Annotated in this window: 5 protein-coding genes and 2 pseudogenes; all 7 read left to right on the top strand. The window is 43.2% G+C overall.

Annotated features, from left to right (window positions below):
- Nucleotides 1-36 precede the first annotated feature (36 nt).
- A pseudogene (locus tag AB4496_RS04980) lies at nucleotides 37-152 on the top strand (IS3 family transposase); the annotation flags it as partial.
- 140 nt (nucleotides 153-292) lie between these two features.
- Nucleotides 293-499: a hypothetical protein gene (locus tag AB4496_RS04975; protein WP_016800043.1), complete on the top strand. Its 207-nt coding sequence runs from the start codon at nucleotides 293-295 to the stop codon at nucleotides 497-499.
- A 537-nt stretch (nucleotides 500-1,036) separates the two neighbouring features.
- Nucleotides 1,037-1,520 (top strand): annotated as a pseudogene (locus tag AB4496_RS04970) (integrase core domain-containing protein); the annotation flags it as partial.
- 1,578 nt (nucleotides 1,521-3,098) lie between these two features.
- Nucleotides 3,099-3,608 carry a hypothetical protein gene (locus AB4496_RS04965; protein ID WP_372130650.1) on the top strand — a complete coding sequence of 170 codons (510 nt, stop codon included), beginning with the start codon at nucleotides 3,099-3,101 and terminating at the stop codon, nucleotides 3,606-3,608.
- Between the two features lie 8 nt (nucleotides 3,609-3,616).
- Complete coding sequence (locus tag AB4496_RS04960) at nucleotides 3,617-3,862, top strand: hypothetical protein (protein ID WP_017100372.1); 246 nt, start codon at nucleotides 3,617-3,619, stop codon at nucleotides 3,860-3,862.
- Between the two features lie 443 nt (nucleotides 3,863-4,305).
- Nucleotides 4,306-4,896 (top strand): transposase, encoded by a 591-nt coding sequence (locus AB4496_RS04955; RefSeq protein WP_338390936.1) that lies wholly within the window; start codon nucleotides 4,306-4,308, stop codon nucleotides 4,894-4,896.
- Complete coding sequence (locus AB4496_RS04950; RefSeq protein ID WP_198592117.1) at nucleotides 4,842-4,964, top strand: transposase; 123 nt, start codon at nucleotides 4,842-4,844, stop codon at nucleotides 4,962-4,964. Before AB4496_RS04955 ends, AB4496_RS04950 begins: the two co-directional genes overlap by 55 nt.
- The last annotated feature ends 434 nt before the right edge of the window (nucleotides 4,965-5,398 follow it).

The following is a 5,398-nucleotide window of genomic DNA, read 5'->3' as shown; positions in this document are numbered from 1 at the left end:
ATTATAGGTAATTAAATAAAAATTTAATTTTTTGAATCGGTCATTGAAGCAGCCCAATTCATGGATGTGGGTAAGTCTACGTGGGTTCGCCAACTAAAAGCAAAACGCCAGGAAAAACTCCGAAAGTCTCACTTAGGACGCCTGAACATTTAGGTTGGCTCATTTGTCCGGATTATACTTGTATCAGCCTCAGAGCAAAGCAAGTCGAGGTCTCATTCAAGACAAAAACGTGCGTAGAGATAAGTGCTCCCGATCTTACTCAAACAAATACGGGGAGCTGGAGGCGGTGCTTATGACGCGAGATTGCGCCGCTTTCTTGGAACGTGGTCACCCTAGAGCTATTGATTCTAGTTGCTATGAAGACTGGGATGAAAAAAGGGGCGAGGTTGGGAAGACATCAAAACTATACAAAGAACCCCCTACTTTAGTCGGTGGTTTAGGGCTAGAATCACAAGCGCGAGGGTTCAACCGTGAAGGGTCTGAGACGCAGGGGGCGTAAAACTCGTTGTCTGGCATACTGGTTCCTTCGCTGCCATTTTTGAGTCTTACACTCAAACCAGGACCTCGATTCGTCCCTGACCAGTAATTTATCCTGAGCGCCTAGACTCGCACGATAAACATATTACCGTATGTATTAAATAACCCTTTTAACTCCTTTTTTTTGTAAAACCAATATTTTCTCCGCCGAGGCTATTTAGGAATATTTTTGATGGTGAGTTGATAAACATCTTCCTACTCCCAGTATCGAAGCTCTCAAGACATGAAGATCCAGTAACTCTACATGTGAACACATTCACGTCGATTGTGTGAGTGGTGATGCCTCCATCTTCAGCTGTCGTGACTGTCGTGCTGCCAACCGCAACCCCTGACAACCAGCCAGTAGGTGTCATCGTTGCCGTGCTCAGCTCATTCGACGTCCACGTCAAGGAATCGCTTACATCGTATGAAGTGTTATCGCTGTATGTTGCCGTCGCCATTAATGACCTTCCACAACGGAATTTATGAGGGGGTGACCGCAAGCGAGGTGAGGACCGCAGCGGTAAGCAATGGCTCTTCGGGAGCGAGAACTATTGCTGATCTGGTGATAAATCAAGGCGTAGCTCTGAGCCGTTATCTAGCAACAAAGCTAATGAAAACGCTTGGTTCGATTAGCTGTCAATTACCGAGACATCAGTATAGGAAAGCCTAAAGGGGCTACATTCCACAGCGAGCAAGATAGTCACTAGATGAGTAGAAAATATCGTCAGTTACTGTGGCGTTTTCAGATAAAACAAAGTTTATCTCGACGAGGAAATTGCTGGGAGAATGCTCCAATGGAACGTTTCTTTAGAAGCTTAAAGACGGAGTGGATCCCAACAGTAGGTTATCGTAGCTTTTCTGAGGCTCAACAATAAATTATCCAATACATCATTGGCTATTACAGCCAATTGAGGCCACATCACTATAATGGTGGCCTCACACCTAATGAATCAGAGAGATTGTCTTGGGTACCCTCTAAAACCGTGGCCAATTTCAGTTGACCACTACACATAGCAAAAAATTATAAGCAACCTACTTTTGTAGGTTTGATACTAGGATGAATAACTGTCCCATTAGTATGGGCTAGAGACACTGGTTCAGTTTCTAGAACTGTGCACTTAGGTCCTAAGCGCTTATATATTTTAGGATGCATCTGAGAGAGAATCGAGGTAAAACTTTTATAGTCAGGACTTTCTAAATGCACCGCGCGACAAGTTCCAATAGGAAAGTACGTATGTATTGCCTCAGGGGCTAAAGCCGAATCCTCATAGATGTCACTTAGCTTTACTTTTACCGGGTTCAACTCACATCCCTCAAACGTCCCATTTTTCTTGTACCTATAGTCACTAGGCTTCTCTGTTAAAGGATTAAAAGTATGGCCATAGTAAGAGTCTGTACAATTTCCTCCAATATACTTGTTGTCCTTGTCATAAAGACATAAGCGCGTACGCATGATTAAGCTGTTGTAGCAAGACGGGACTCTAAGATTTCTTACGGTGGTTTTCTTGCCTATTGGTATGAAACCACCTCTGGACCCCTGACAAGTTGCGCTCGTTCCACCGGAATCAAAATATTGATAACCCAACTTCCCACCTCTCAGAGAATCTAAAATGAGGTCATCAAGATAGGTGAGCTCCCGAGTATCTTTCTCTCTAAGTATAGGGTAGAGAAATGCTTGATCACTCAATTGTGGTCCCTCATAAAATGTCACGTAACTATTTGATAAATCGATCGCTCTAGCATTAAAGGAGAGAAAAAAACAACTCAAATAGAACAGTATTCTTGTCCTTGTGTACATATATTACTACCTTTGATTAAAATCAGTTAAACGAGGCTCCACCTAACTCTTAATGCAGACCGAATACTAATAAATTAACTATCAATTATGTTTTCCTTACAAGTGAGTCCAATCGAGTATTGAGAATGACATTTCTTTGATTTTACTAGTCTTTTAAATCAAAAATTTTGCGATTAGGTGGTGGGTTGGCATTAATTGAAGCGATAGCAAGATAAGAAAGTTTAGATTATTGTTATTTTTAGCCTGTATTTTGGGGGTGACAGGACCCCTGTAAAAGAGAAATTTGATATTAATGTAAATACAGTGTGGTTAAATCTACACCCCAACCCCTGCAATCGTGGGTCGGCTGACATTTTGGATTGATGAAAAAGTGATCCAACAATGGCAACGGACCAAGCAAGGTGATCGTGGAAGACCTCGTTTGTTTAGCTAATCACTTTACCGGAGCAAAAGGTAGCCTCATCACCCCTCTAGAATTGTCTGAGGCTGGCTTTGAGATGAAGAACGTCCTATTTCGAAGGCGTGGCCAGAACGCTTGCGCTTCCTCACTCCTTTCACTGACTTTAATTAAGTTCGAGTAAAGGCTTATTGTCTTATGTGCCTATTTCCCTTTCGACTCACATCATTTGATGGGCTCACAGGCTGTTAACCGTGATCGTTCTGAACCCCAATGACAAGGGTATATGAACGCTTCGCGCCCTTGTCCTTGAGAACCAAGAACGTTTGCCGGACAGCCAAGCGGCTCCATAAAAGTGATACTCAAACAGAAAGGAAACTCCTCATGGTACAACGACACTCAAGCCTAACTCTCTCTAAATCAAAGTTCAGCGACCAGCGTTTCGCCGCTGGGCACGAAAGCTCACCAAAAAATGATGTCTCTAGTCCTTTGGCGGTATTGAAGTTGCGCTCTCAAGTCAAAAAGTGTCGTGATGAGGCGAAAAGAAAGTCTGATTGGGTTTCCAAAATCCAGCGTTTGAAAATGTTCAGTCGTCGTCAGTCGCCAGAGCAGCAGGCTGATATCGCAGCGTTAAAAGACCAAGGGTTCGTTGAAGCTATCAAGCAGCAGTTTCCGCTATTGGGGTCGCGTCGTTTTGCTTTCCATGAAATCCGTGACTTTTTCATTGAATTAAATGGCGCTGGCTTTGGTGAATGGTTTCTTCACGAGCGAGCGGATCACATTATTCTGTACACCACTTACGGGTCTGTGTTTCCAGCGTTGCGATTCGTGCAAACGGAGGAGGGGACGTTTAAGTGCTCAGGGTTTTGTTTTGATGTGCGTTTTGGCGTTTAGAGGGTCACATGAAAATACGTTCTACGGTTTCCTCTGACATATCCAGGCACGTGATTTGGGTGAATTCAATCGACTTCTTAATACTAAAGGCACCGGGGGGAGGGGTGAGTATCAGAGTGTGTGACTGTGCTACCACCATTAAACAAATGCGAGAAGACGACGCCTATGCGAAGAAAACGGAAAAGACGACAGAAACAACCTCCGAGCATCGCGCGTCGGCCAAAGGTTTACTCTCTTGTCTGTATAACGATTAAGGTCGGCTGATGCGCGACGGCATCAAACCCTCATAAGGTAAGGCCATCAATAGGTCTGAATTTTGTTTCGATATTCCAGTCGTTTTCGGCATTCAATCGGTTCGGGTTTGTTATACGAGCAACGCTTTTGCTCTTTGTGAGCACCAGGCGATTATGCGTATTGTAACTACCAAGCAACTTTGTCTTGGAGTGGTGATTTTTTCAAAACTTACTGAATCCTAAAAAGGACATCAAGCCACTACTTGCAGTTGCCAAGAAATCGCGTAAATACCACTGGTTGAAGCAAGATGATTCAACCGTCTTGCAGCAATCTGTACTCAATCGTCACCAAGCCTTTGATAACTTCTTTAATCCGAAGTTGAAAGCCAAGTACCCACATTCAAACGTAGACACGGTAAGCAATCGAGCTATCACTGTGTTGGTGTAAAAGTCTTTGATGGTGCATCAAACTCCCGAAAATAAAGCCTGTAGAGGCGAATAATCACCGTGAGATTGTAGGCAAGGTTAAGAGCATTACGTTAAGCAAGGTAACTGGTATTGATCTAGGTCTATTTCATTTTGCTATTGAATCGAACGGTAGAAAGACAGCTAACCCAAGATTTGTAAAACGTGCTGAGAAGAATCTCAGACGAAAGCAGCGTCAGCTATCTAGAAAAGCAAAAGGCAGTGCCAATCGAGCAAAAACTAGATTGCTCGTTGCCAAATGCCACGAAAAAGTGGCTAACGCTCGTGCTGATTTTCAACATAAGCTTTCTCGAACTCTCGTTGACGAAAACCAAGCGGTGATAATTGAGACATTGAAATCAACAAACATGATGAAAAGCCGCAAACTGGCGAAACACATAGCGGACGCCTCATGGCATAGTTTTGTCTTTAAGTTGGAGTACAAACTAAAAGAGCAAGGCAAATATCTAGTTAAACTAAATCAGTGGGACGCAAGCTCTAAACGTGCTGTTGTTGCGGTCATAAAGTGGAAGAAATGCCCTTATCGGTTTGCAAGTGGGATTGTCCATCAGGCGGCACTACAGACATAAATCGTGACTTAAACGCCGCCCTTAATATCCGTGATAAAGGCCTTCTAGAATTAAAGGCGGTTGGATAATCGTCTCTGCTTATGGAAGCTGCGTAAGTCTTGATACTATCGAGCAATGGCTAACGAAATAAGAAGCATCGCCCAATAGGCGGTGAGTAGTCACTTAGATAGATATGCTGAAAACCCAAGCAAACGAGGGAAGAGCTCCTAGTTTTTTAAGGACTTAATAGCATTTTTCTAGCTAGGCATAGACCTTCGGATCTTGTCACTTTGGGCAAAAAGTAAAAATAGAGTAAAGCAGATGATGGCAAGTCCTAAAGATATTCCTAGTATTAATAAGCTTTCTTCACATATTAGAGGTAAGGCTATTGATAAAAAAGCGAGCAGGACAACAAATAGTTCACATCCTCCCCCGAAAATAGGATGCTGATGACGAAATACTGCCCATTGATAAACCATTGTTGATAATCTCCTTGCAGCTGAGCTGAGCTGAGCTCAGCTCA

Source organism: Vibrio sp. 10N.222.46.A1 (assembly GCF_041473595.1).
In the GTDB taxonomy this organism is placed as follows: domain Bacteria; phylum Pseudomonadota; class Gammaproteobacteria; order Enterobacterales; family Vibrionaceae; genus Vibrio; species Vibrio tasmaniensis_A.
This window is presented reverse-complemented; position numbering and strand designations above follow the sequence as displayed.

What these genes read in the sequence shown, in the direction of transcription:
- AB4496_RS04975 (WP_016800043.1), top strand. Translation starts at nt 293, where the DNA reads ATGACGCGAGATTGCGCCGCTTTCTTGGAACGTGGTCACCCTAGAGCT.
- AB4496_RS04965 (WP_372130650.1), top strand. Translation starts at nt 3,099, where the DNA reads ATGGTACAACGACACTCAAGCCTAACTCTCTCTAAATCAAAGTTCAGC.
- AB4496_RS04960 (WP_017100372.1), top strand. Translation starts at nt 3,617, where the DNA reads ATGAAAATACGTTCTACGGTTTCCTCTGACATATCCAGGCACGTGATT.
- AB4496_RS04950 (WP_198592117.1), top strand. Translation starts at nt 4,842, where the DNA reads ATGCCCTTATCGGTTTGCAAGTGGGATTGTCCATCAGGCGGCACTACA.